Origin of the sequence: Chryseobacterium sp. RU33C, assembly GCF_900156015.1 — a bacterium.
Taxonomy (GTDB): domain Bacteria; phylum Bacteroidota; class Bacteroidia; order Flavobacteriales; family Weeksellaceae; genus Chryseobacterium; species Chryseobacterium candidae.
On record NZ_FTMT01000029.1, the window covers coordinates 23,018 to 47,406 of the forward strand.

The following is a 24,389-nucleotide window of genomic DNA, read 5'->3' on the forward strand; positions in this document are numbered from 1 at the left end:
ATGATTTAGATATGATGTGTCTATTTTTTAATAATCTTTTCTGTGACTATTTTCTGATCTTTAGTCTGAATTTTAATCAGATAGGTTCCCGGAACAAAGCTTTCCATAGAAACCGTCATAGAATTACCTTCCAGCATCTTTTGTCCGGACATATTGTAAATTTCATATTTCGCTAATCCTTCTTTCATTTTAATTGTCAATGAACCTGAGGTAGGATTCGGATATATTTTCACCTTGGCTGATGCCTCTTTGGAAACTTCTGATGTTGAAAGATTTTCAGGCTGAATATTTAATGTATAATCCTCTGCCTGACCAATAAACCAATCTGAAGGACACGGAAGATTCTTCAAAGCTCCCATCCATGAATTGGATTCATAGGCTTTTACCAATCTGAAACGGGTTTCTCCCAGCTGTGCTCCTGCCGGAATGGTGATATTGCCTGTTGTAACTCCGGATTGCTGACCAGGAACCGGATTGGAGTTATCCAGATAGCCCAGATTAAATTGCTCATCAGCATCAAACTGATTGTTATGGTTAAAATCAATATAAGCATAGGCAGATACGGTAATCTGGCCATGCGTACCTCCTGTAACACTTATAGGATAGCTATTCCCACGGTTGACATTGAAAACCGTTGCTGTGAAGTTTTCAAGTACATCAGAATTCCCATCGAGTGCACTGTTTCTAACAACTCCGGCAAATTCTACCGTACTGATCTCACTCACGGTCAAATTTGTAATATTTTCAGTACCACAGTAAGGAGCAGGGAAAGTTGGGGTATTCCCTGTGATATTGACTGTATAATCCTCTGTCTGTCCTGCTCTCAAACTGCTGTCACAAGCTGAACTTATAGAATTAGCTGCTGCCGGATTTGAATAAGCCTGAACATTGGTATTCTTAAGAACTCTCATCCTTGTACTTCCACTGGCAGCATTCGCAGGGATTGTTATGGTGGTATTGATTGTAAAAGCATTGGCTGGATTGGCTGCTCCAAGTCTTCCGATATAAAAGCTTTCTCCTGCATCATCAAAATTTCCGTTCTGATTAAAGTCTATGAAAACAACTACATCACTGGGAAATGTACTGGATGGTCCTTCCACAGATATAGGATAGGAATTTCCCGGCTGCAGATCTGTAGATATTGCGGTAAAGTTCTCATAAATTTGTGCATTTGAGGAATTGACTGGTGATGAATTATTAATCGTTCCGAAAGTAACATTGCTGATCATATTGCCGTCAGCTCCATACTGAAAGGTTGGCATACAGTATTGCAGCTGTGCATTCATCAGCGATGCAAGTACAATACCAGAAAGAGTAGTTATTTTTTTCATTTTCTTTATTAAATTTCCTGAGACAAATTTATATTTATTTAGAATGAATAAAAATAACAACGTAATGATATTTGTCAGTTTAACAAAAATAAAATATTAATAACTCTGATAACTATGTCAAATAATTTGATTTATCCGTAGATAATCAATCTTTTATCAAGAAAAAGCCCTTTCTCAGATTTGATTTTAAGAAAGAGCTATTTAAATGTACTAATTAAATTTCAAGCTATTTAATCCCTTTTAGCCTATATTTTCAATAAGAACTGCAGAAGCACCTCCTCCACCATTGCAGATGGCAGCGACCCCGTACTTTCCTTTTTCCTGACGTAAAACATTCATCAAAGTGGTTATAATTCTTGCTCCTGAAGCTCCGATCGGATGCCCTAATGCCACTGCTCCTCCATATATATTTACTTTGTTTACATCATAGCCAAGGATTTTCTGATTGGATAAAATCACCGAGGAATAGGCTTCATTAATTTCAAAAAAATCAATATCAGAAAGCATAAGGCCTGTTTGCTTCAACAGTTTTTCAATGGCTATGGAAGGTGAAGTGGTAAACCATTCCGGAGATTGTGCGGCATCTGCATAGGCTATTATTCTTGCCAGTGGTTTAAAATTATATTGTTCTATAGCTTCAGACGAAGCTAATAAGACAGCTGCTGCACCATCATTCAGATTGCTTGAATTGGCAGCAGTAAGAGTTCCGTCAGCTTCAAATACAGGTTTCAGAAGGGAAATTTTCTCTGGAATCAGTTTATCGATATCTTCATCTTTATCAACAATTGTAGTTCCTTTTCTGCCTTCAATCGATATTGGGATCAATTCATTTGCAAACTTACCATTTTTAGCAGCTTCCTGCGCTTTATGATAGGAAAAAAGCGCATATTCATCAATCTCCTGTCTGGTAAGTCCGTATTTTTTCACCCCCAGTTCAGCTGCACTTCCCATGTGAAAATCATTATAAACATCCCATAATCCATCTTTGATCAATCCATCAGTAAGATTCGTATCTCCCAATTTTGTTCCCTGACGGATTTTGACATAATGCGGAACATTGCTCATACTTTCCATTCCTCCCGTCATAACGATATGATCCAGCCCAAGCTGGATCTGCTGAGCCCCAATTATCGCTGATTTCATCCCGGAAGCACAGACTTTGTTAATGGTGACAGCATCTTTATCTACCGGAATTTCAGCAAAGATCGCCGCCTGTCTCGCTGGTGACTGGCCAAGTCCGGCACTGAGTACATTTCCCATATACACACTGTCGATGTGTTCAGGAGAAAGTCCGGCACTTTCATAAACATTCTTAATGGCAAAAGCTCCCAATTGCGGCGCTGTAAATTCTGACAGACTTCCCATAAAACCACCAACCGGGGTTCGTTTTGCTGCTACTATAAATACTTCTTTCATATAATTTATTTTTAAAATATACCGATCGGTATATTTTTAGTTAAAAAAAGCCTTAATTTTTTATCGTGGAATTACAACAAAGATAATCAAAATATACCAATCGGTATATTTACAAATAAGAAAAAATCTTACTTTTTAGTAAGACTTTATTATTTAGGCTCTGCTTAGCTGATCAAGTTTTTTTAATAATGCTGGAATTCTGTAAGCACCATGCATCTGTGCAACTTTACACTGAACATCATCTACATTCATCCCTCTGGCAGTTACAAAAAGCGGCGTTTTACTTTCTCCACGCACTACACTTCTCCGCTGTGAATCCGGTGTTGTAAATTCATTTTTTGCAATCCCAACTATAGGATACTTTTCTCCCAGCTCTTCGTAAAGGTGTCCGCCGAGACCAATTTTACCATCATTATCCAGGGTAACATATCCGTCTACAATGATGATATCTTCTGGTTTTAATGTTATTTTTTTCAACAGGCTTACAATGCAGGGCAATTCTCTTTTGTAAAAGGCTCCGCTTTCATATTCCGAACTCACAGGAATCTGTTCTGTAAAAGTTTCGACTTCCTTTTCAGAGGTCCAGTCTTCAAATGCAATACACACAGTATTGGCATAATCCTCATAATAGTAGGTATCAAATGCGTAAATCATACTTCTTTCTTAAAAAAACTCACCGAAATGCCACAGTATCCCTGATGGATCATGTAGAAAACATTCTTTCCCCCAATCCATCACTCTTACAGGGGTGAGTCTTACATTTTCATATTTATCCGTAAGTTCCAGAGAAACAAGATCTTTCCAGAATTCATCTGTATTGGCAACTTCCATAAAGATCATGGTATTGTCAATCCAGTCTTTTGTATAGTAATCCTGAAGATAAAAGCCAATTTCTTCACGTATAAACAGGGATAATTTGGATTCCAGAACAACTTCTTCAAATCCCAGATCTCTGTAAAAATTTCTGCTGATCTCAAAGTTTTGTGCTCCAACAAAAGGTCTGATGGATTTTAATTTCGGGATCATACTATTTTATTTTTCCAGTTTTCAAAGGTCATTTCAAATTTGATTTCTCCTTTTCCATGAGTCCCTACTTTTTTCCATCCAGATTTTCTGTAAAAGATTTCAGCTCTTGTTCCAGGTGAAGTACCCAGCCATACGGAATCTTTATTTTGTTCAAAATACCAGTCCAGCATAATATCATGGAGTTTTCTGCCGATTCCGTGATTTTCAAAATCCGGATGTACAAAGAGTGCCCAGATATTATTCTCTTTGAGATCTGCAATGGAAAAACCAACAATCTCATCTTCAATCTCACATACCCACCCTTTTCCTCTTTGAAACAAAAACTCACTACAGTCTTCATCGGTAACCAATCCCGGATCCGACAGTGTATTTTCTTTCACAGAGTTTCTTACCCTCTGTATTTGTGGAATATCTTCTGGTTTTGCTTCCCGGATCATAATTTTCATGGTAATGGTATTATTGTGCAAGGATTTTATCTTCGATAAAATTCAATCCTGCTGAAAATGTCTTTCAATCTATTAACCCTTGTCAAGGTTTAAAACCTTGACAAGGGTAACAATTCCAATAAAACTGGTGATTATTTTCTGTCAACGACAATCCTTTCTTCTCTGTTGGCAATGTCCCAGGCTGTTGTAAAGATGAGCTGGGTTCTTTTTTCCAACAACTGATAATCAATCTTTTCAGGATCATCTCCCGGCTTGTGATAATCTTCATGAATACCATCAAAGAAAAATGCTACAGGAATATTATGCTTGGCAAAATTATAATGGTCTGAACGGTAATATAACTGTTCAGGATCATTCAAATCATCGTATTTGTAGTTCAGTTCCAGGTTGTTGGTTCTTTTGTTAGCTGCTTCGTTAATTACTTTAAGCTGAGAGCTTAACATTTCAGAACCAATTACATAAACATACTGCTTTCCTCTGTTGGCAGGATCATCCCGTCCGATCATATCAATATTAAGATCAACAACGGTATTGGCTAATGGGAAAACAGGATTCTCTGAATAATATTCTGAACCAAACAGACCGTGCTCCTCCCCGGTAACATGTAAAAAAAGAATTGATCTTTTAGGTCCTTTTCCTGCTTTTTTAGCCTGCTGGAATGCTTTGGCTATTTCCATTACAGCTACAGTTCCACTCCCGTCATCGTCTGCCCCATTGTATACGACTCCATTTTTTGTTCCTACGTGATCATAATGCGCAGAAACTACTATAATCTCATCCGGTTTTTCACTTCCTTCAATAAAAGCTAAAATATTTTCAGAATCCGGAAGATTTCTTCCTCCTCTTTTCTTCATGAATTCAGACGGTACTTTCTGATAATAAGAGCCTAATGCTTTAGGAGCTGCAATACCCAGGTTTTTATAATAATTAATCATATACTCACCCGCTTTTTTCTGTCCTTTGCTTCCGGTATCACGCCCTTCCATATCGTCTGCTGCAATAACGTACAGGTTTTTCTTTAAATCCTCTGCATTAATCTCTTTATAGGCGTTGTTAAATGCTTTGTTATGTTTTGTTGAAACAGGATGCGAAGCATTCCCGTCAGATATTTTTGCCGTTCCACAACTGATCACTACAGCCATTGCGAATAACGGAATAAGTATTTTTCTCATAAAGAATAAATTTCTTAAAAATAACAATTTTTATTGAATCCCAGCATCAATAATCAATAGAACAAAATAATATGCCGTTCATTATAAATCTAACAATACACAGTTCTTAAATATGATTTTGATATTAAAATTTTATTATATTTGATTAGAATACAAAATATATGGATGAAATTTACGGATTTACTCACTACTCTTTTTTTACGGACATGTCAGAACTGGCAATCAGACATGGAAGCTTTGATCTATCTTTGGGACTTCCCGATTTTGATATTGATGAGCGCCTGAAAATATTTTTAAAAGAAACTGCAGAAAATAGTACTCATCATTATGAACCTCTTGCAGGAAATCCTCTTCTGAGGGAAAGCATTATCCGTTTCAATGCAAAAAGAACCCATGCAATTTCTGTTACAACCAAAGAAATCACCATTATCCCGTGTGCAACCTTTGGTTTATATACTTCCCTCAAATCTATTCTTAATCAAGGTGATGAAGTTATCGTTATTCAGCCTTCTTATTATACGTATGGGCCTGCTGTTGTTATGAATGGAGGAATTCCTGTTTATTATGATCTTGATGGCGACTTTACAATCCAATGGGATCTGTTCAAAAAATGTATAACTAAAAAGACAAAAGCCATCATTGTTAATTCTCCACAGAATCCAACCGGAAAAGTATGGAAGAGAGAAGACTGGAATCAGCTTTATGAACTGATTAAAGATCACGATATTTATTTAATTTCTGAAGAAATCTATGATACTTATTGTTATGATGAAACTGAACATTACAGTTCTTTCATCCATCGTGAACTCAGGGAAAAGACTTTCTGTATTTTTTCTTTTGGTAAAATGTTTCATACTTCCGGCTGGAAAGTGAGTTATATGCTCGCTTCTGAAAGTTTAACCATAAGATTTCAATGTCATCAGCAGTATATTTCTTACAGTGCGAATGCTCCGGCACAATATGCTATCGCAAAATATCTCGATATATTCAATCCGGATATCAATAAAAAACTCATGCAAAGGAAAAGAGATATTTTTAATGAAATGATTAAAGAAACACCTTTTCTGATTGAACAACCAGCCGAAGGAAGTGTTTTTCAGGTGGTAAATTTCAGAAATATTTCTAAAAGCATGACGGATGTAGAATTTTCGAAATGGCTTACTATTGAGAAGAAGGTTTCCTGCCTTCCGCTTTCTGCTTTCTATAATTCAAGGCAAAATTCTGATTATGTAAGGTTTAGTTTTGCTAAAAAAGATGAATTGATTATTCAGGCACTGGAACATTTAAAAAGGAATCTTTGATGTTTCCCACAGACCGCACATATTTTCACAGATAATGGTGGATATTTTTTGCATGTTTATATTTTTATGATTTGAATAGATCCGAAAAAAGCACCGCCGGAGCGATGCTTTTCTAGTATATTTTATATTGATTTTAGAGAGCCAATATTCTTACGTCAATTCTTCTGTTTTTTGCTTTACATTCTTCAGTATCATTAGCTTCACATACCGGATGCTGTGATCCATATCCTTCAGCTTCTATTCTGTCTGATGCAATCCCCAGCTCAAGAAGTTTGAGTTTGGCTGTCTGCGCTCTCAGATTGGATAATTTAAGATTACTATCCTCATTACCACTGTTGTCTGTATATCCGCCCAATTTTATTTTAAGATCCGGATAAGCATTTAAAATTTCTGACAAAGTATTCAATTGAAGTGCAGATTCTGCTTTCAGGTCACTTGAACCGGTTTCAAAATAAAGGTTTTCAATAGTGTACCATTTATCAGGATCTAAAACCGATTTATCATTTTGTTTCACCATCGTATAAAGTTGGTAAAGCTGGCTTCCATCGCCTATGGCAATCGTTTTTCCTCCGTCCAGTTTTATTTTCTGAATATTTCCTGTTTCATACACAAAGTCTCCGTTTTCATTAAGATGTCCTTTAATTTCTCCCGGAACTACTGCAATTATTTTGGTATCAGCACCTACACCTGTTGCAGCGGTAGTTATCCCTGTAAGACTTTCAATTTTTGCTTTTCTGTTGGCCTCAATTTTATCTTTATGTAAAACAGCCAAAGTAGGTGCAATAACAAGAGAAACGATGGACATTAGTTTGATCAGGATATTCATAGATGGCCCTGATGTATCTTTAAAAGGATCTCCTACTGTATCTCCTGTTACGGATGCTTTATGAGGTTCCGAACCTTTGTAATAAGTCTGTCCATTGATATCAACTCCTTTTTCAAAAGATTTTTTGGCGTTATCCCAGGCACCTCCTGCGTTGTTCTGGAACATTCCCATTAACACACCACATACCGTAGCACCAGCCAAAAATCCTCCTAATACTTCAGGGCCGAAAATAAATCCGATTAATAAAGGGGAAACAATCGCAATCGCACCGGGCAGCATCATTTTTCTGATGGAAGCATCGGTAGAAATGGCGACGCACTTTTCATATTCAGGCTGTGCTTTCCCTTCCAGAATTCCCGGAATTTCGCGGAACTGCCTTCTTACTTCTTCTACCATCGCCATTGCAGCCTGCCCCACTGCTGTAATTGCCAGTGATGAAAAGATAAACGGAATCATTCCTCCCACAAAAAGTCCGGCAAGAACGTCTGCTCTGTAAATATCAATACCATCAATACCTGCAATTCCTACAAAAGCTGCAAATAAAGCCAATGCCGTTAAAGCAGCTGAAGCAATGGCAAATCCTTTTCCGGTAGCTGCGGTTGTATTTCCTACAGCATCCAGAATATCTGTTTTCTCACGTACTTCTTTGGGAAGTTCACTCATTTCGGCGATACCTCCTGCGTTATCTGCAATAGGCCCAAAAGCATCAATGGCAAGCTGCATGGCTGTAGTAGCCATCATTCCTGCTGCTGCAATAGCTACTCCGTAAAGTCCGGCGCACAGATAAGAACCATAAATTCCTCCTGCCAGTACAATAATCGGAAGTAAGGTAGATTCCATCCCAACGGAAAGTCCGCCGATAATATTGGTTGCATGCCCTGTAGAAGACTGTCTCACAATACTGGAAACCGGTCTTTTCCCCATAGCAGTGTAATATTCTGTAATAATACTCATTAAGGTTCCTACCACTAATCCAACCATTATCGCTCCGAATACCCCCATTTTCGTAAATTCATGTCCTCTTAGAACCATTTTTTCAGGAAGGATATAAGTTACCAGGAAATAGGAAGCAATGGCAGTAATTACAATACTTCCCCAGTTTCCAAGATTTAATGCATTCTGTACGCTGGAAGTGGATGAACCTTCATTGTCATTAATTTTTACAAATAAAGTTCCGATCATTGAAAATATAATTCCTGTTCCTGCAATCAGCATAGGTAAAAGAATTGGGGCAAAACCTCCGAAGGCATCATCAGAAATAGTTTCTCTGCCCAATACCATGGTGGCCAGAACTGTTGCTACGTAAGAACCAAAAAGGTCAGCTCCCATTCCCGCAACATCTCCTACGTTATCTCCTACGTTATCTGCAATGGTAGCAGGATTTCGGGGATCATCTTCAGGAATTCCGGCTTCTACTTTTCCCACAAGGTCTGCACCTACGTCTGCTGCTTTTGTATAGATACCACCTCCTACTCTTGCAAAAAGAGCAATAGATTCAGCTCCAAGAGAAAATCCGGTAAGAATTTCAATTGTTCTTTCCATTTCGTGGGAATCTACTGTGGCTTCAGGGGCAAAAATCTGTTTAATAATAAGAAACAAAGCTCCCAAACCTAAAACAGCAAGCCCAGCTACTCCCATTCCCATCACAGAACCTCCGGTAAAAGATACTTTAAGGGCTTTTGAGAGTGAAGTTCTTGCTGCTTCTGCCGTCCTCACATTGGCTTTGGTAGCTATTTTCATCCCGATAAAGCCTGCACATGCTGAGAACACAGCTCCTACCACGAAAGCAAGCCCGATACTCCAGTGTGAATTGGCATTCGTTGATCCCATTACTGCTAACAGAATGGCGACGACTACCACAAAGTACGTTAAGATTTTGTATTCAGCCTTTAGAAAAGCCATTGCACCGTCTGCAATATGGCCGCTGATTGTTTTCATTTTTTCATTTCCGGCATTCTGTTTATTAACCCAGTTGCTCTGAAGAAATGTATAAAGCAAAGCTATGACACCAAAAACTGGCACTAACATAAATAGATCCATAGTTTATTATTTTATATTAAAAAATTGAGATTAGTCTTATAAATATAATGAAATTATAAACACATAATAAAATTCACTAATAATAATCTATTATTTTGTAAATTTGTTTCTCACCATGATTTGAATTAATTATTTATTTATGAAAAAGATACTATATACTCTTCTTTTATCTGCAGGCATAAGCAGCTGTCATAATAAGATACCTCATGAAAAAGCTGAGATACTCTATTTTGGAGGTCCTATTATTACAATGGAAGATTCTTCTCCCCAGGTTGAAGCTGTAGCCGTTAAAGATGGTAAAATACTTTTTGCCGGAACAAAATCGGATGCAGAGCGTTTTTCAGAGCCAGCCACCAAAATGATTAATCTCAATGGAAAAACCCTTCTTCCGGGGTTTATAGATGTTCATGGACATCTTACTTCAAGAGCCGGGATGATGGATGCTGTAGACCTATCTCCGGAACCTTATGGCACAGTGAATTCAATTAAAGATTTACAGACTACGATTAAGAAATTCATTAAAGACAATACAAGTACAGATCAACAGCTGGTTATCGGAAATGGGTATGATGATGCGATTATGGCGGAACACCGTCATCCTACCAAAACGGAACTGGATGACATTAGCAAAACCAATCCTATTATTGTTATTCATGCCTCAGGTCATGCCAGTGTAGCAAACAGTGCAATGCTGCAACTTCTGGGAATAACAGAAGCATCAAAAGATCCTGAAGGAGGACACATCGGCAGGGATAAAAAGACAGGAAAACTGAATGGAAAATTAGAAGAGAATGCGAGTTTCACCGCTTTATTGACCTTAATGGAAAAAATGAATAAAGGCAAAGATACTCATGCTCATGCCATAAAAAATCTGATGAAAGCCCAGGATGAATGGCTCAGCTACGGACAGACTACTATTTGTGATGGGAGAACTATGGGAGAAAGTGTTGCTTTATTAGAAAAAGCAGCGTCCCAAAATCTTTTTAAAGCCGATATCGTTTACTTTCCCGATTATGAGTATTTCAAAAAGGATTTAAGCCGTTTCAAACCGAAGTATATGAAATATGAAAATCACTTGAAACTGGCAGGGTTTAAATTTTCTGATGATGGTTCTCCACAAGGTAAAACGGCGTGGCTTACCCAGCCTTATTTAGTTCCACCTGAAGGCCAGTCTAAAGATTACAAAGGATTTCCCATCTTCACGGATGAAATTTTATATAACGATCTGAAAATACTTTTTCAAAATCATATCACCGCACAGCTTCATGTGAACGGAGATGCCGCAATTGATCAGGCTATACGCGTTATTGAAAGATTAAAAGATGAAAATATTTACAAACCGGAATTGCGTGCAACATTAATTCATGTACAAAACAGCCGCCCCGATCATATTCAAAAGATAAAAGAATTGGGTGTAATTCCTTCTTACTTTTCTACTCATGCGTATTTATGGGGAGACTGGCATTATTCAAGTGTTTTTGGCCCTGAAAGAGCTGCTTTTATAAGTCCGGCCAACTCAGCATTAAAAACAGAAATTACGTTTACCATTCATCATGATGCCCCGGTTACACCACCAGACCTGATTACTGCTGTATACGCAGCAGTGAATAGAAAGACGCGTTCAGGAATGATTTTAGGATCCAATGAAAGGATCACTCCCATAGAAGCTTTAAAAGCAATTACCATTAATGGAGCATATCAATTGCAGGAAGAAGACAGAAAAGGTTCTATTAAAGCAGGTAAAATAGCTGACTTTGTTATTCTGGATCAGAATCCTTTAACGATAAGTCCTGAAAATCTCAGAAACATTAAGGTTCTTGAAACTATAAAAGAAGGAAATTCAGTATACAAAAGAAACTAATTCTGTTGATATATCACAAAATATTCACAAAGAAAAAGCAGATAAAAATTCATCTGCTTTTTTGTATGCCTTGGGAAAAAAATCTTATCCTCCGAATTTTTCTGCGTAATCAGCCTGAGAAGCTTTGATCACTTTTCTTGCGTGCTCAGCTCCGTAAACTTCCTGGATTCTGCATTTTGCAGGCTCATCCGGTAAGTTTTTATACGTCAGGAAGTAGTGCATTAATCTTCTCACTTCAGCTTCCGGTAATTCAGAAATATCTCTGAAATGTCCGAAAGCGTGGTCATTGATCATTACGGCAACAATTTTATCATCCGCTTCACCTCCGTCTATCATTTTGAAACCACCAATTGGAATAGCTTCCAACAATAAACCTCCTGCATGGATATTGTGAGAACTTAAAACACAGATATCAAGCGGGTCATGATCTCCCATTGTTACATCATCAGCTCCGGCCTCTATAGCAAGTTTCATAACTTCATTGTGGCAGTAAGTTCTTGGAACAAAACCATATAAAGCAGGGATAATGTTAGAAAATTTCTGTGGCCTGTCTACCTTCAAATATCCTGTTTCTTTATCTACTTCATATTTAATAGTATCTGAAGGAACAATTTCCACAAATACGTTTACAACATTTGGCGCATCTTCTCCTGCAGAAATTCCGTGCCATGGATGTGCTTTAAAATTTGGAATCATTATTTATCTGTTATTTTTTTAAGTTATTATTAAAATTTCTTTTCTTAAATCTTCAATAGTTTCAGCAATATAATCGTTGCTTTCCATATAGTTCATGATGAAAATCGTTTTGAACTCATCCAGCTGAACATCTCCTTTCAATCCGTCATACGTTTTATGAAGCAGTTCTATAATGGCATTCTTTGAGTCTACAATGTTCTTCCATGAGTTTTTTGTGATGTATAACTGCTGTGAAGAGTTATACTCAAATTCTTCATTGATTGCCTTTTCCGTAAGGAAAATAAATTCATGAACAGCCAGTTCTCTGTCAAATCTCTGTATAAGGTTTGACGGTTTCATCCTATCCAGAAACAGTGTCATTCTTTCATAAGAATGTGCTTTGTTCTCTGAGTTTGATTTCACAGTGAGTAGTTTGATTTCCTGGTTCTTAAGAGTAATGTATGAATGTACAAATTGTCTGAGCAAAACCAGAAAAGGAATTGCAATAATCAATGCAAATGCATAGGGTAAATATCCTGAGAGACTCGTCATAATTTTAGACTGCAAAATTACTAATTATTTTCCGTCTTCTAAAGAGTTTTTAAAGATATCCACTTTAGAAATTTGTATATACACCAATGCAAGGATAATTAAAAGATAAAAGCCAAGCATCATCCTGTTTACCAGAGACGGAAAAACCAAAAATCTCAACATAACAGTTCCATAAATAATCGCAAAAAACAAGATCTGGGCCTGGCTTTTTTTATTATAAAATGAAAAACGATCAGCCAAAATAATCACGATAAAAATCAATAAGACTGGAAAATAGGAAGAGTTGAATTCCAACATTATATTGCCTTTAATAAAGTGAATATAATCTGCAAAGGAAAACGGATCAGGCTGTGAAACAGGATAGATCTGAACTTTGGTAAACTGATTCATAAAAAGTGCAGACCATGAAACCTGATTAAAAAACTGTATTAAAAAGAAGGAAAGAAACAGATAGCCATATGATATTAATAATGGAGCTGTTTTAACCTGAAGTCTGTTTCTGTAAAAATAAATAAGAGCATACATGAATGAATAAAGAATGAAATATTCCGGTCTTGTTAATACACACAGCATGGCCAATATGCCTGCGAAAAAGAAATTTTTTCTTATTAAAAATACATAAAAGCTCAGAAGAAGCAACAGACATGATAAAGAATCTGCTGAAACATGTCGGGCCGACTCTGGCAAAGGCTTGAACAGAGAAATTAAAACAGTAAGGATGAAGGCAAGAGGATAATTCCTAAGAATTTTTATCAAAAAGCTGAAAATCAGAATCAGAATTAATGCATAAGAGATAACTGAAATCAGGGATATAGAGGCAGAAGCACTGAAACCCATTTTAAAGAATGACCAGCTGATAAAGTTATAAAAGGGTTTTACCACAAAAAGCTGCAGCTCTTCTTCATAAGCTTTAGGATTTTGCGAGATAATTTTATAATAAGTACTTTCGCCTTCTGCTACTTCTTTCACCATCGGATCTATAGGACCTAATCCTGCAAAATCGGGATTCTTTTCCCTCAGTTCTTCATAAACCTTCTGATGAATTTCTTCAATTTTCATCTCAGGATATTCCGTTTTATAGATCAGTCCCATATAGGCTTCCATATCAGTGTTGTAATAATGGTGGGTATACAGGTAGTATGACATGGCGCATACATACATTGAAAATATAAAAACAAGAATATTCTTCTTTTTTTCCATACACTGATATTAAAAATACAAATGTAAAAAAACTATCCTGTAAATGTGCTTATGAAAAGTTTTTATAAAGAAGGTTCTTCCCATTAAAGTTCAAAAAGAGCGGGTCTTTGTGTTACTTCATGATAGCAAACACTATTTTCATCGAAGAAGTGGTATACAAGACTTTTTCTCGTTCTGTTTTTATCTGTGTGAGGTTCTCCACCATGAAGAATATTGGCATGCCAGATTAATAAATCCCCTTTTTTGGCTTTAAAAATTTCTTTTTTTAATCCTAATTCTTTTACTTTTTCCTCAAGAAAGGTTTCATACGCTCTGTAGCTTTTCTTTCCTATTTTCAGGGCTGTGCCTTCATTATCGTAATCAGAATTCAGGAAGTAAGGAAGTTTGTGGCTTTTAGGAATATAATGAAGCGCTCCGTTACTCTCATCTACATCTTCCAGGGCTATCCATACTCCCAACAATCCACCTAACGGATAAGTAGTCATGTGAATACTGTCAGAATGGGTTTTCTGCTGACTTCCGTTAATGAAATTGATACTTTGGAAAAGTTTGGATTTTCCATCCAGCAGAACAGATAAAAAGTCTAACAGTTCTTTATCACTTCCAATATTTTTAATGATTTCTGAATGATGGATCGCAAACATCAGTTTTCCTCCGTAAATAAATTTCAAAGTCCCGTCCTCCATCAGTTTATCAATTTCAGTATTGATTTGATCCGCCGTTTCCGGAGTGAGGAAATTTCTCAGAATCATATAACCATTCTCATCGTACTTAAGAGCACTTTCTTTATTCTCTTCAGAAAGCTTCCTAAAAAAAGGAGTTTCCCTAAGTTTTGTATCATCTAGCGTTCTTTCCCTGGACGGAAGATGGGCAAAATCTTTACTCGAAATACTTGAAAAATAGTTCTTTTTGATTCCATATTTTTTATACAATGGAATATTGTGCTTTAATTTGTCCCTTTTAAACAAGTTATAAAGCATGTATGATAATTTGTACTGACGAATCTTTTGTAACATAACTGTTTTACTAAGTATTTTATAAAGTTACGGAATATTACTTAATTAGAACCAATCTAAACAATGCTTTTCATCATAAAAAAGGCTTTCCTCTCAACATAAGATATCCTAACTTTTTGAAAAGATTTTTTTTTGAATTCTCAATAATTCCGTAAGGTCTTAATTCGGGACGGAATCCTCGGAAAAACTCTTCAATGTTTGGCAGATCTCCTCCTTCAAAATCAAAAATATGAGTTTCAATATTTTCTTTAATAACATGATCAATCAATACAGATGCTCCTGATAATTTCACATAATCTTTATCATTGAAATTCCCTAAAAGCGCTACCATATTGCCGTCCGAATAAGTGGCAATCACATTAACAATCTTATGCTTATAGTAAAAAGCTGTAAATTTCAGGTAACTTAGCTTATAAAAATTTTCAAAAATCCTCATGAATTCAAAAAGATCATGGTCTTTGTTCATTCCTATCGTATTGGATTCAATAAAAGCTTTTGCTTTTTCATAAGAAATCGTTTTGATTTCGGATTCTTTTAAAACAACTTCATCTAACCGAAGTTTTCGCTTTCTTTTGGGCGAATATCTCGAATATACTTTCTCATAAGCCTCAGGATATAACAAAAAGTTCTTCTTGATTCTGATCTTTGTACGAAGCTGATTGACATCGTTAAAAGAATATGCCCTGATCATATAATTTTTTTCCAGATATTCTAAAAAAGCCTCATTAAGATCCACATTATCTTTGGCGGAAAAAACACCAAGCTGCTGACAAAGCTTAGGATTGTGTACAATTTTCATCCCGTATTTCCTTACAAAAGGGACAGGCATTACTGCTTCGTAATCTTTATAAACAAGAATTTCCCAGGGCATTGTAGAAGTAGTATCTAAAAAATGTTTTGCAGCAGAATATTTTCTCTGTTCGGAATTTTCTAAACATTGAGCATATTTTGCAAAATCAATTTCATGGTATTTCAATCTTCTAATCATAATAATCCTGCGTCCGAGAAACTAAAATAAGAATCCTGCGTGACAATAATATGGTCTAAAAGCTGAATACTTAATGTATTTCCAGCTTCTTTTATTTTCTGTGTGATATTAATATCTTCCCTGCTTGGCTTTAAACTCCCGGAAGGATGATTGTGGGCAATGATAATGCCTGTTGAAAAATGATCCAATGCGCCTTTGTAAAGGGTTCTTACATCCACAATAGACTGGCTGATACCTCCCTGTGTGAGTTGGGAAACATGAATCACTTTATTACTGTTATTAAGGAAAATTGCCCAGAATTCTTCTGTTCTCAGATCAGAAAGCTGGTTTCTAAGAACTGCATAAGCATCATGGCTATTCCCAATGATTGTTTTTTCCGGAATTTCCTGCAAAGCCCTTCTTTTTCCGATTTCTAAAGCAGAAATAATTGAAATGGCTTTTGATTCTCCGATGCCTTTAAATTTCATCAGATCTTTGGCAGAAAGTAAGCTTAACTCATGCCAGCTATTATTGACAGAAGTTAAAATTTTTCTTGCCAATTCCAAAGCGTCTTCCTCCCTATTCCCACTTCCCATAATAATTGCCAGGAGTTCAGAATCAGAAAGTGAGCTTTTGCCCTTCTGCAAAAACTTTTCTCTCGGTCTGTCATCTTCGGCTAGGAGTTTTATGGCCATGGAAAAAATTATAGATGAATATTATCAATTAATAGAAAGCATATAAAATGACAGGTTTTGTAGAACTATCAATATATTTTGCTGTTTCTTTAAGTGCATTTACTGAAAGCATCGGACATCCCAAACTGAGACATGCGGGAGCCCGGGATTCTACATCCGGAATACATCCATAAGAATGAAGAACTATTGCTCTTTGCATGGCATTGCTATTGGTAGCATCCAGCCCTGCCAGGCGGTAAGCTTTACCAAACTTTCCTACATAGCTTTCTCCAATAGCATATTTTCCAAGAGATGATTGATAAGAGCCTTCAACATTGCTGAATCTCAAAGCATCCGACTTGGGAATAACAGAACCTGAACCATGAGAAACTACAGCCTTCTGTAGAATTGTATTATTTTTCAGATTATAAATAAAATAACGATACTTTCCAGAGGGAATTTTAAAGTTGATAAAAACAGCCAATTCCTGATTGTACTCTTTTCCTTTAATATAATTTTTAATCTCCAAAATCCTTGTCTGAGGAACACCCAATGGGTTCAACTGCTGAGATTCAGCCTTTGAACAGGAAATTACAATTAAAAGAAGAAAAATAAAGTGTTTCATCATCTGGTATGGTATACTGCTACTCTATAATCATTCCGTCTTTCATAACGAGCTTACGGTCTGTTATCTCTGCAAGATTCGGGTTATGTGTTACAATCACAAAAGTTTGGTTATATTTATCTCTAAGGTCAAAAAACAATCGGTGAAGATCATCTGCATTTTTAGAATCCAGGTTACCTGTAGGTTCATCTGCAAAAATGATTTTCGGTGAGTTGATTAAAGCTCTGGCTACAGCTACCCTTTGCGCCTCTCCACCTGAAAGCTGGTTGGGTTTATGGTTCAGTCTCTGTTCAATCTTCAGATCTTCAAATAAAGCATATGCTTTTTCAAGAGCTTCTCTTTCATTGGCTCCTGCTATTTTAGTCGGAAGCAAGACATTTTCCAGCGCTGTAAACTCCGGAAGAAGCTGATGAAACTGAAATACAAACCCTATATTCTGATTTCTGAATTTCGACAGCTGCTTATCATTCATATTAATAAATGATTCTCCCGCTATTTCAATCTCAGTATCATATTTGTTTGACTGGGTTGGATGATCCAAAGTTCCTAAAATCTGCAGCAACGTAGACTTACCTGCCCCCGATTCTCCTACGATAGAAACCACCTCGCCCATTTTGATGTGAATATCAACACCTTTCAGTACTTCTAAATTCCCATAAGATTTATGGATATTTCTTGCTTTAATCATGATTCAAAAATAGTGAATTGCCTGCAAATAAAAAACCGCTTTTTGAAGCCGTTTATATTTTATTTCAGTTTTACGGTTATTAGATTTTCTTAATCCATTTATATCAGACTTTTTCTTTAATTTTTTAATTATTTCCGGGAAATTTTTATGTAAAATTTATACAAAAAATAATGCTTTCTCTTTTCAGAATTTCACTTTTCTAAACCTGTAAGGTTTTTGAAACCTTATAGATTTAACTAGAGATCTGTATTTTAATTTAAAAAAAACAAAAAAACCTCCCGATTTGGGAGGTTTTATTATCTTCACTTCAGAAAATTACAGTAACAATGTTAATGGACTTTCTAAATAGGTTCTTAATGTCTGTAAGAATTGAGCACCTGTAGCACCGTCTACTACTCTGTGATCACACGCTAATGAAAGCTTCATGGTGTTTCCAACTACAATCTGCCCATCTTTAACGATTGGCTTCTCAATAATTGCCCCTACTGAAAGAATTGCAGAGTTAGGCTGGTTGATGATACTTGTAAATGTCTCGATTCCGAACATTCCTAAGTTAGAAATAGAGAATGTAGATCCTTCCATTTCATTAGCTTTAAGACCTTTACTCTTAGCTCTTGAAGCCATATCTTTTACGGATGCAGAAATCTGAGTATACGTCATCTGATCCGTATTTTTCAATACAGGAACCACCAATCCGTCCGGAATAGCTACCGCTACACCAATGTTGATATTTCCTCTGTGGATGATCTTATCTCCTGCCCAGCTTGAATTTACCTGAGGATGTTTTCTTAAAGCAATTGCAGTTGCTTTAATAATCATATCATTGAAAGAGATCTTAGTGTCAGGTAAAGAATTGATTTCTTTTCTTGCTTCAATTGCTTTATCCATATTGATCTCCACCATCAGATAATAGTGAGGTGCAGAGAATTTACTTTCAGAAAGACGTTTTGCAATAATATTTCTTACCTGTGAGTTTGGAGTCTCCGTATCTTCACCCTGTACAAAGCTTACTGCAACAGGAGCAGCACTTGCCGCCGGAGCTGAAGCAGCCGGTTTTGCAGCTGGCTGATAATTTTCAATATCTTTTTTAACGATTCTTCCGTTTTCACCAGATCCCTGAACACTATTGATATCAACGCCTTTATCCTGAGCCATTTTCTTAGCCAGTGGAGAGATTGCTACTCTGTCAGAAGATGAAGAGTTCGCAACCGGAGCCGCTTTTTCTTCTGTTTTAGCTTCTGTTTTTTGTTCAGCTGGTTTTTCAGTGGACTGACCGGCAGCTTTTGGAGCTCCTACAGCGGAAACATCTGTTCCTGCAGGGCCAATGATTGCTAATACGGAATCCACCGGAGCAGCCCCTCCTTCTTCTACACCCTGCTTCAATAATACTCCATTGAATTCAGATTCGAAATCCTGTACCGCTTTATCTGTTTCGATCTCAGCAAGAAGATCTCCTTCTTTTACTGTATCACCTACGTTTTTGTGCCATTTAGCTACCTTACCTTCTGTCATTGTATCAGAAAGTCTTGGCATGGTAATAATTTCTACTCCTGCCGGAACTTCTGCAGCAGGTTCAGCAGTTTCTGCTTTAGGCTGTTCTTCTGATTTTTTTTCTTCAGTTCCAGCACTGGGAGCAGCAGCTCCACCTGTTAATCCTGAAATATCTTCTCCTTCATTCCCGATAATAGCTAAAACGGAGTCTACAGCAGCAGCAGCTCCTTCTTCTACACCTACGTATAAAAGGGTACCTTCTATTTCAGATTCGAAATCCTGAACTGCTTTATCAGTTTCAATTTCAGCTAAAATATCTCCTTCTTTTACTTTATCTCCTACTTTTTTATGCCATTTTGCCACCTTACCTTCCGTCATCGTGTCAGACAGGCGGGGCATCGTAATTACTTCTGCCATAATTTATTTTAATTTGAAAATTTAGCAATCTGAAAATTTGAAAATTAAAAAAGGACATCATCTATCACATTTTCAAATTCTCAAATTGTCAAATTAACTCATTATCTTTTAGTTTTCTAATTTGTCTAGGAATGGATAGTCTTCCTGAGCATATACATACTCATAGATTTTTTCTGCATCCGGATACGGAGAGTTTTCCATAAATTCAATACACTCTTCAACAAAGTCTCTGGACTTGTTATCCATCACTTCCAATTCTGCTTCTGTAGCCCATCCGTTTTCTAAAATTCTATGTTTTATCAATTCGATTGGGTCATCATTTTTATGAAGAGCTACTTCTTCTTTAGATCTGTATGGCTCAGCATCAGACATAGAGTGTCCTCTGTAACGGTAAGTTCTTGCTTCAATGAAAGTAGGTCCGTCTCCTCTTCTTGCTCTTTCAATAGCTTCGTAGGCAGCTTCCGCTACTTTTTCAGGATCCATTGCATCTACAGCAAGGCAAGGCATTTCGTATCCTAATCCTAATTTATAGATATCTTCGTGGTTGGCAGTTCTTTTTACAGAAGTTCCCATTGCATATTGGTTGTTTTCCACAACAAATACCACAGGAAGTTTCCAGTTCATTGCCATATTGAAAGTTTCGTGTAAAGAACCTTGTCTTGCAGCACCATCTCCAAAGAAACAGATATTCACTGCTTTTCTGTCGAAATATTTATCTGCAAAAGCAATACCTGCACCTAATGGAATTTGTCCTCCAACGATACCATGCCCTCCGTAAAAACGGTGCTCTTTACTGAAAATGTGCATAGATCCACCCATACCTCCGGAAGTTCCGGTAGCTTTACCACAAAGTTCAGCCATGATTCTTTTAGGGTCTACTCCCATAGCCATTGGATGGATGTGACATCTGTAAGCAGTAATCATACTATCCTTTGTAAGATCCATTGCATGTGTAAAGCCGGCAGGGATAGCTTCCTGACCGTTATACAAATGTAAAAATCCTCTGATCTTTTGTTTTAGGTAAAGAGAACGGCATTTGTCTTCAAACCTTCTCCACATTGTCATATCTTCATACCACTTCAGGTATACCTCTTTAGAAAATTCTTTCATGTGTTAGCTCTTGCTTTTTTATGATGAAATAGTTGAGCAAAATTATGAAAAAAACTTTGTTTTTATTCTATACATACATAACTTTTCGATTTTTCTGTAAAATCTATTTGCGGGCTGTATGGATTATTCTTAATTTCCGACCCTGTAGCAGGCTTATAAAATGGTTTCCCTTCTGTTGTTTTTCTCTTTTAAATCCTATGGAACAAGCCTGTTTATCTGATTTTTATGAAACAATTCTCAGGATCAAAATACCTGAAATTCATTCCGCTTTACCCCTTTTCTTCTTTTATCTTTAATTATTGTTAACATATCTTTTGGGCATTTCATCTTCATATTTTCATGAGAAAAGCACCTTTGTCTTAAAAAGTCTGTTCCTGTTTCATGAAAAAATTTAATGCTAAACTAAAGCAGATATCATTTAACAAAAACAACTAATAAACAGCTACTTAATTCATCTTCAGACTCATTCTGCTAATCTGTCAATGCTTGTTTTTTGAGGTTATAATGGTATATTTGATTTTTAAACTAAATTATGGAAGAAAAGCAGTCTTCATTCTTACACAACATTTCAAAAGTCATTTCTGATTTTTTTAATCCTTTAGTTTCTCTGATTATTTTTTTTGTATACATGAGCCTCAGGGAATATTCTCTGAAAGATTCTATTCTTTATTTTCTGCCTGTATTATTAATGATTATCATTCCTGTAGTTATATGGCTGGTATGGAATGTAAAAACGGGAAGATATACCAATATGGATGTTTCCAACCGTGTCCAAAGGAAGACCTTATATATATTTATTGCAGTCTGTGTGATCGCCTACCTTCTTTTTAATTACATCAGAAACGGATATATTGATCTTGTCATGCTGTTTATTTTAGTCCTTCTTTTCGCACTTCAGATCAGCAATCTTTTTATCAAAAGCTCGATGCATACTGCCTTCAATGTATTTGTGGCAGCACTCTTTTTCTCCCTGGAATGGAAAATGGGTCTGGTGTGGCTGGGAATCGCTATTTTGGTTGGAATCACCCGTGTTATATTAAAAAGACATACCGTAAAAGAAGTATTTATGGGGGCTGGAATAGCTTTTCTGGTATCTTTTATCTATCTTTATTGCAATATTCAATTTCAACATTAGAATACTTTATGAAAATAAATCATCTTACTGCCGCAGAAGAAAACTTTATGAAGCTGTTTTGGAAAATGGAATCTTTCTATCTGAAGGATGTTATGGAGCAGCATACTGAACCGAAACCACATCAGAATACGGTTTCCACTTATTTGAAAATATTAGTTGAAAAAGGCTATCTATCTACTGTAAAAGAAGGAAGAATCTTTAAATACAGCGTGCTTGTTCCTTTAGAAGAGTATAAAAAATTTCTGTTAAAAGAGCTTTCCCATAACTTTTTTAATAATTCCGGGAAGGAAATTCTGGAGCTTTTATTAAGCGAAAAATTAATCTCCCAGGAAGATATGAAGGGTTATTTTGATCTTAAAATTGAAATAAAGCCGGCCAAGATTGAAGAGCCTAAGTTTGAGTTTGCTGAAGAAATCTTAAGTCCGAAAAAAGAGAAGAAAACCAAGGGAAAGGAAAAAGAAAAAGACAGGGACAAAAAGAAAAAAAAGAAAAAAGATTAATCCCAATCCTAAAAACACCAAATCATGAAAACAAAATTCCAGGAAACTCTAAACCGGGCCAATGAAGTCATTTTCCGATATCCTATGGTTTTGGTAATGGCTTTATTAGCTTCTGTTGCCGTCATCTGCATTGTGGAAACCGAACGCAGTGAAATTACTTCTTATATTAAATTCATCATTTGTTCCTGTCTTGGAATTTCTCTGATGTTTGCATTAAAAATGTTGTCCCAGAGAATCGGGAAAGAGTTACTGCTGCAGGTATCCGGTATAATTTTCCTTATAGTTTTTTATTGTATTCTCCCCGATAAAAAAAACAATTTTACAGAAGTTTATGCTTATACCATCGCTGTTACTGCCCTTCTATCCCACTTACTGGTATCATTTGTTCCTTTTCTGGAGAAAGACAGGGAACTCAGATTCTGGCAGTACAACAAAAATCTTTTTATCAATATCTTTCTCACCGCCATATTTACAGGAGTTCTGACTGGCGGTGTGGAATTAGCAATCTTAGCGGTTGATAAACTTTTTGACTTTAACTTCCACGACAGAATTTACAGAGATACCTTCTTTGTTCTCGCTATTTTTGGAAGCAGTTTTATTTTCCTTTTATTTAATGACAAAGGCTTAAATAACCTTGAGAAAGATGGTACCTATCCTGTTGTTTTGAAGTTTTTCACTCAGTTTATTCTAATTCCATTACTCCTTATCTATGTAACGATTCTTTATTTCTATTCTGTTAAAATACTGATCAACTGGCAGCTTCCCAGAGGCTGGGTTTCTTACCTTGTTTTAGCTTACAGCATTGTTGGCATTCTTGCATTACTTCTGGTTCATCCGTTGAAAGAAGAAAATGCAAAATCTTGGGTGAGAATATTCTCAAAAGCATTTTATTACACAATTGCTCCTTTGATCATTCTGCTTTTCACTGCTATTTTTACCAGAATTTTAGAGTATGGTTATACAGAACCAAGGTATTTCGTTCTCCTCCTTGCTTTATGGCTGTTAATCATTGTTGTTTATTTTATTTTCAACAAAAAAGCTACGATAAAGTTCATCCCTGTCAGCTTATTTTTATTTGGAGCTTTTGCATTAATTTTCCCTTACCTTAATGCATTCAGTGTGGCTAAGAGAAGTCAGAAAACAGAATTAATGAATATTTTAAACCAGTATCAGCTAATGAGTGCCGGCAAGATTAACTTTCAGCAAAAAGTTACAGATACCGTCCGTAATGAAATTGCTGAGAAATTTGAGTTTCTGGCCGAAAGAAAGCAAAGTGAATTTCTATCATCGCTGCTAAATGAAAAAGATCAGGCTGAATTAGATGATAATATTAAAAACGGCACATTTTATAATATCAATTATAATATTCAGAACAAATTTTCGGAGGTAGATGTCACTGTAAAAAACAGAGCATATGAAATGAACAGACTCGTTCTTGTTCGTGAAGAACAGGCCGTAGAACTCGGGAATTATCAATATTTGATTTCTTTCCATAGGTATAGCAGAGAGACCCAAAAACTAAATAATGACCAGTTTGAACTGACAGACGAACTGACAGAAAAATCCTCATTGAAACTCAATTTAAATTCTCAGGAAGAAATAGATTTCGGACCACAGATTATCAAGCTATTTGAGAAAAATAAAGACAAAACCGGAACCGTAAAAGTGCCGGAAATAGCAATGGAATCTGATGTAGGCAAATATCATGTCAAAATTATTTTCAGTGAAATTACGCGGGAGAAATATTCGGATAATGATACTGCCAGTATATATTACGAAAATGTTTATATTCTTATAAAATTAAAATAAGCATTATAACAAAAAGGGTTTAATAGTCAAAAATAGTTGGCAAAATTCTTTGTAACGCCTATTGTTACTGATGTTACAGAAAGTTTATTGAACTTTGTTTCAATAAACTTT

22 protein-coding genes are annotated in these 24,389 nt (G+C 36.2%); 5 read left to right on the top strand and 17 right to left on the bottom strand.

The annotated features are described in order from the left end of the window. Positions 1-20 precede the first annotated feature (20 nt). The 6 genes from BW946_RS19235 to BW946_RS19260 form a co-directional block, all read right to left on the bottom strand. A complete protein-coding gene (locus BW946_RS19235) occupies positions 21-1,331 on the bottom strand; it encodes a GEVED domain-containing protein (RefSeq protein ID WP_076597709.1) in 1,311 nt (436 codons plus the stop codon). Positions 1,332-1,571: 240 nt separating this feature from the next. After that, positions 1,572-2,747: an acetyl-CoA C-acyltransferase gene (locus BW946_RS19240; RefSeq protein WP_076597710.1), complete on the bottom strand. Its 1,176-nt coding sequence runs from the start codon at positions 2,745-2,747 to the stop codon at positions 1,572-1,574. A 153-nt stretch (positions 2,748-2,900) separates the two neighbouring features. Next, on the bottom strand, positions 2,901-3,401 hold the full coding sequence (locus tag BW946_RS19245; RefSeq protein ID WP_076597711.1) for an endonuclease V: 501 nt from the start codon (positions 3,399-3,401) through the stop codon (positions 2,901-2,903). A 9-nt stretch (positions 3,402-3,410) separates the two neighbouring features. Next, on the bottom strand, positions 3,411-3,773 hold the full coding sequence (locus tag BW946_RS19250) for a VOC family protein (protein ID WP_076597712.1): 363 nt from the start codon (positions 3,771-3,773) through the stop codon (positions 3,411-3,413). Then, positions 3,770-4,219, bottom strand: a complete 450-nt coding sequence (locus BW946_RS19255; protein ID WP_228402650.1) for a GNAT family N-acetyltransferase — start codon at positions 4,217-4,219, stop codon at positions 3,770-3,772. Before BW946_RS19255 ends, BW946_RS19250 begins: the two co-directional genes overlap by 4 nt. A 131-nt stretch (positions 4,220-4,350) precedes the next feature. Beyond that, positions 4,351-5,391, bottom strand: coding sequence for a M28 family metallopeptidase (locus tag BW946_RS19260; protein WP_076597713.1), 1,041 nt, complete (start codon positions 5,389-5,391; stop codon positions 4,351-4,353). A gap of 161 nt (positions 5,392-5,552) precedes the next feature. On the opposite strand from BW946_RS19260, the gene BW946_RS19265 reads away from it, so the two are divergent. Then, positions 5,553-6,692 (top strand): aminotransferase class I/II-fold pyridoxal phosphate-dependent enzyme, encoded by a 1,140-nt coding sequence (locus BW946_RS19265; RefSeq protein WP_076597714.1) that lies wholly within the window; start codon positions 5,553-5,555, stop codon positions 6,690-6,692. Between the two features lie 133 nt (positions 6,693-6,825). On the opposite strand, the gene BW946_RS19270 is transcribed toward BW946_RS19265, so the two are convergent. Continuing rightward, positions 6,826-9,558: a sodium-translocating pyrophosphatase gene (locus BW946_RS19270; protein WP_076597715.1), complete on the bottom strand. Its 2,733-nt coding sequence runs from the start codon at positions 9,556-9,558 to the stop codon at positions 6,826-6,828. Positions 9,559-9,697: 139 nt separating this feature from the next. Here BW946_RS19270 and BW946_RS19275 point away from each other — a divergent pair, with 139 nt between their 5' ends. Continuing rightward, the gene (locus BW946_RS19275) at positions 9,698-11,419 is read left to right on the top strand and encodes an amidohydrolase (protein WP_076597716.1); all 1,722 of its coding nucleotides are present in this window, start codon (positions 9,698-9,700) and stop codon (positions 11,417-11,419) included. A gap of 84 nt (positions 11,420-11,503) precedes the next feature. Here the strand turns inward: BW946_RS19275 and BW946_RS19280 are convergent, their stop codons facing one another. The 10 genes from BW946_RS19280 to pdhA all read right to left on the bottom strand — a co-directional run bounded on the left by BW946_RS19280 (position 11,504) and on the right by pdhA (position 20,834). After that, entirely contained in the window at positions 11,504-12,115 is a 612-nt protein-coding gene (locus BW946_RS19280) for an inorganic pyrophosphatase (RefSeq protein WP_076597717.1), read from the bottom strand. A gap of 18 nt (positions 12,116-12,133) precedes the next feature. Continuing rightward, the gene (locus tag BW946_RS19285; protein WP_076597718.1) at positions 12,134-12,646 is read right to left on the bottom strand and encodes a DUF7935 family protein; all 513 of its coding nucleotides are present in this window, start codon (positions 12,644-12,646) and stop codon (positions 12,134-12,136) included. Positions 12,647-12,670: 24 nt separating this feature from the next. Next, positions 12,671-13,846: a hypothetical protein gene (locus tag BW946_RS19290; RefSeq protein WP_076597719.1), complete on the bottom strand. Its 1,176-nt coding sequence runs from the start codon at positions 13,844-13,846 to the stop codon at positions 12,671-12,673. Between the two features lie 83 nt (positions 13,847-13,929). Next, positions 13,930-14,862 carry a phytanoyl-CoA dioxygenase family protein gene (locus BW946_RS19295; protein WP_076597720.1) on the bottom strand — a complete coding sequence of 311 codons (933 nt, stop codon included), beginning with the start codon at positions 14,860-14,862 and terminating at the stop codon, positions 13,930-13,932. Positions 14,863-14,935: 73 nt separating this feature from the next. After that, entirely contained in the window at positions 14,936-15,850 is a 915-nt protein-coding gene (locus BW946_RS19300; protein WP_083688926.1) for a hypothetical protein, read from the bottom strand. Then, positions 15,847-16,524, bottom strand: a complete 678-nt coding sequence (gene radC / locus BW946_RS19305; protein WP_076597722.1) for a RadC family protein — start codon at positions 16,522-16,524, stop codon at positions 15,847-15,849. The genes BW946_RS19300 and radC overlap by 4 nt, the downstream gene beginning before the upstream one ends. Positions 16,525-16,552: 28 nt before the next feature. Continuing rightward, the gene (locus BW946_RS19310) at positions 16,553-17,131 is read right to left on the bottom strand and encodes a murein L,D-transpeptidase catalytic domain-containing protein (RefSeq protein WP_076597723.1); all 579 of its coding nucleotides are present in this window, start codon (positions 17,129-17,131) and stop codon (positions 16,553-16,555) included. A gap of 16 nt (positions 17,132-17,147) precedes the next feature. Then, entirely contained in the window at positions 17,148-17,816 is a 669-nt protein-coding gene (locus tag BW946_RS19315; protein ID WP_076597724.1) for an ABC transporter ATP-binding protein, read from the bottom strand. Between the two features lie 315 nt (positions 17,817-18,131). Continuing rightward, on the bottom strand, positions 18,132-19,724 hold the full coding sequence (locus tag BW946_RS19320; protein ID WP_076597725.1) for a pyruvate dehydrogenase complex dihydrolipoamide acetyltransferase: 1,593 nt from the start codon (positions 19,722-19,724) through the stop codon (positions 18,132-18,134). Between the two features lie 108 nt (positions 19,725-19,832). Beyond that, entirely contained in the window at positions 19,833-20,834 is a 1,002-nt protein-coding gene (gene pdhA, locus BW946_RS19325; protein WP_034696713.1) for a pyruvate dehydrogenase (acetyl-transferring) E1 component subunit alpha, read from the bottom strand. Positions 20,835-21,366: 532 nt separating this feature from the next. Between pdhA and BW946_RS19330 the strand changes: the two genes are divergently transcribed. Genes BW946_RS19330 through BW946_RS19340 form a run of 3 tightly spaced genes read left to right on the top strand, consistent with a single transcriptional unit; the run spans position 21,367 to position 24,278 of the window. Beyond that, positions 21,367-21,969 carry a phosphatase PAP2 family protein gene (locus tag BW946_RS19330; protein WP_076597726.1) on the top strand — a complete coding sequence of 201 codons (603 nt, stop codon included), beginning with the start codon at positions 21,367-21,369 and terminating at the stop codon, positions 21,967-21,969. Positions 21,970-21,977: 8 nt separating this feature from the next. After that, positions 21,978-22,469 (top strand): BlaI/MecI/CopY family transcriptional regulator, encoded by a 492-nt coding sequence (locus BW946_RS19335; protein ID WP_076597727.1) that lies wholly within the window; start codon positions 21,978-21,980, stop codon positions 22,467-22,469. A gap of 24 nt (positions 22,470-22,493) precedes the next feature. Next, entirely contained in the window at positions 22,494-24,278 is a 1,785-nt protein-coding gene (locus BW946_RS19340) for a DUF4153 domain-containing protein (RefSeq protein WP_076597728.1), read from the top strand. Positions 24,279-24,389: the final 111 nt, after the last annotated feature.

Coding starts and splice junctions, on each gene's coding strand:
- BW946_RS19310 (WP_076597723.1), bottom strand. CDS start 17,131: ATGATGAAACACTTTATTTTTCTTCTTTTAATTGTAATTTCCTGTTCA.
- BW946_RS19340 (WP_076597728.1), top strand. CDS start 22,494: ATGAAAACAAAATTCCAGGAAACTCTAAACCGGGCCAATGAAGTCATT.
- BW946_RS19285 (WP_076597718.1), bottom strand. CDS start 12,646: ATGACGAGTCTCTCAGGATATTTACCCTATGCATTTGCATTGATTATT.
- BW946_RS19235 (WP_076597709.1), bottom strand. CDS start 1,331: ATGAAAAAAATAACTACTCTTTCTGGTATTGTACTTGCATCGCTGATG.
- BW946_RS19270 (WP_076597715.1), bottom strand. CDS start 9,558: ATGGATCTATTTATGTTAGTGCCAGTTTTTGGTGTCATAGCTTTGCTT.
- BW946_RS19320 (WP_076597725.1), bottom strand. CDS start 19,724: ATGGCAGAAGTAATTACGATGCCCCGCCTGTCTGACACGATGACGGAA.
- BW946_RS19315 (WP_076597724.1), bottom strand. CDS start 17,816: ATGATTAAAGCAAGAAATATCCATAAATCTTATGGGAATTTAGAAGTA.
- BW946_RS19275 (WP_076597716.1), top strand. CDS start 9,698: ATGAAAAAGATACTATATACTCTTCTTTTATCTGCAGGCATAAGCAGC.
- BW946_RS19290 (WP_076597719.1), bottom strand. CDS start 13,846: ATGGAAAAAAAGAAGAATATTCTTGTTTTTATATTTTCAATGTATGTA.
- BW946_RS19300 (WP_083688926.1), bottom strand. CDS start 15,850: ATGATTAGAAGATTGAAATACCATGAAATTGATTTTGCAAAATATGCT.
- BW946_RS19250 (WP_076597712.1), bottom strand. CDS start 3,773: ATGATCCCGAAATTAAAATCCATCAGACCTTTTGTTGGAGCACAAAAC.
- BW946_RS19260 (WP_076597713.1), bottom strand. CDS start 5,391: ATGAGAAAAATACTTATTCCGTTATTCGCAATGGCTGTAGTGATCAGT.
- BW946_RS19295 (WP_076597720.1), bottom strand. CDS start 14,862: ATGTTACAAAAGATTCGTCAGTACAAATTATCATACATGCTTTATAAC.
- BW946_RS19245 (WP_076597711.1), bottom strand. CDS start 3,401: ATGATTTACGCATTTGATACCTACTATTATGAGGATTATGCCAATACT.
- pdhA (WP_034696713.1), bottom strand. CDS start 20,834: ATGAAAGAATTTTCTAAAGAGGTATACCTGAAGTGGTATGAAGATATG.
- BW946_RS19335 (WP_076597727.1), top strand. CDS start 21,978: ATGAAAATAAATCATCTTACTGCCGCAGAAGAAAACTTTATGAAGCTG.
- BW946_RS19280 (WP_076597717.1), bottom strand. CDS start 12,115: ATGATTCCAAATTTTAAAGCACATCCATGGCACGGAATTTCTGCAGGA.
- BW946_RS19265 (WP_076597714.1), top strand. CDS start 5,553: ATGGATGAAATTTACGGATTTACTCACTACTCTTTTTTTACGGACATG.
- BW946_RS19255 (WP_228402650.1), bottom strand. CDS start 4,219: ATGAAAATTATGATCCGGGAAGCAAAACCAGAAGATATTCCACAAATA.
- radC (WP_076597722.1), bottom strand. CDS start 16,524: ATGGCCATAAAACTCCTAGCCGAAGATGACAGACCGAGAGAAAAGTTT.
- BW946_RS19240 (WP_076597710.1), bottom strand. CDS start 2,747: ATGAAAGAAGTATTTATAGTAGCAGCAAAACGAACCCCGGTTGGTGGT.
- BW946_RS19330 (WP_076597726.1), top strand. CDS start 21,367: ATGGAAGAAAAGCAGTCTTCATTCTTACACAACATTTCAAAAGTCATT.